The sequence below is a fragment of the Sphingobium sp. WR1 genome, from assembly GCF_059693745.1.
Window position 1 is genome coordinate 1 of sequence record NZ_JCATID010000103.1, and the last position, 617, is coordinate 617.

Genomic DNA, 617 nt, shown 5'->3' on the forward strand with positions numbered 1-617 from the left:
TCTCCCTCAGAAAAGACTCTATGCCTTCACGCCCAACGCGACGCCGGCCAATGTGCGAGCGCTGGTCGGAGGTAAGATCAATGAACCGCTCATCGAGCGCAACTGGCCCGACATCCTGCGCATCATGGCGACGATCGCAGCGGGGATCGTCGCCCCCAGCCAGATTCTTCGCAAGCTCGCCTCTTACCCGCGCCAGAATGAGCTGGCCCTCGCATTGCGAGAGGTGGGCCGCATCGAGCGAACCCTGTTCATGATCGACTGGATTCTTGATGCCGGCCTCCAGCGCCAGGCTCAGATCGGCCTCAACAAGGGTGAGGCCCACCACGCCCTAAAGCGCGCCATCAGCTTCCACCGCCGAGGTGAAATCCGGGATCGATCCGGCGAAGGCCAGCACTATCGCATCGCCGGAATGAACCTGCTCGCCGCCATCATCATATTCTGGAACACCATGAAGCTCGGCGAGGTCGTCAATACCCGGGCCGCCAGCGGTACCCATATCGCGCCTGATCTACTCGCCCACGTCTCGCCGTTGGGATGGGAACACATCAATCTAACCGGGGAATATCGCTGGCCCAAATCCTTAGCGTAGGATTCCGCCCCCTCCCGCAAACGCCCCC

The 617-nt window shown here is 61.6% G+C and carries 1 protein-coding gene; it reads left to right on the forward strand.

Translation table 11 applies throughout. The features are described 5' to 3' along the window. Window positions 1-589, forward strand: a 589-nt coding sequence (locus AC58EF_RS28595; RefSeq protein ID WP_017503833.1) for a Tn3 family transposase, incomplete at its 5' end; no start/stop codon positions are given. Window positions 590-617 lie beyond the last annotated feature (28 nt).